The 341-nt window shown below is 63.6% G+C and carries 1 protein-coding gene; it reads right to left on the bottom strand.

The genetic code is table 11. The features are described from left to right. A partial coding sequence (locus tag P0G09_RS16245) for a sugar-binding domain-containing protein (protein WP_342760546.1) occupies window positions 1-227 on the bottom strand: 227 nt, incomplete at its 3' end. Window positions 228-341: the final 114 nt, after the last annotated feature.

Genomic DNA, 341 nt, shown 5'->3' with positions numbered 1-341 from the left:
GGGTCTTCTCTGGTGTCCAGCTGCACGGTCAACAGATTTTCACCCTCCCGATCTACAAGGTCGGTGATCTCCACCGTAAAGCCGGTATATCCGCCCCGGTGCTGCCCGGCAACCCTGCCGTTGACCCGCACCACCGCCTGATGAGCAGCTCCGTCAAAGCGGAGGAACAGCCGGGGCGCAGCCTGCACCGGCGGCACCCGGAACCGCTTGCGGTAGCCGCAGACCATCTAATAATCGGCGGGGGAGGCATAGTGCAGTGGCACCTCCCGGCAGGTATGGGGCAAGCGGACGGTTTGTTGTTTTGGCACCGGAAGCCTTTGGCAAGGGGCTGCCGGTGCCAA

Origin of the sequence: Faecalibacterium sp. DFI.5.82 (assembly GCF_029076575.1) — a bacterium.
In the GTDB taxonomy this organism is placed as follows: domain Bacteria; phylum Bacillota; class Clostridia; order Oscillospirales; family Ruminococcaceae; genus Faecalibacterium; species Faecalibacterium duncaniae.
Note: the sequence above shows the minus strand (reverse complement) of the source record. Positions and strands in the feature narration are given on the sequence as shown.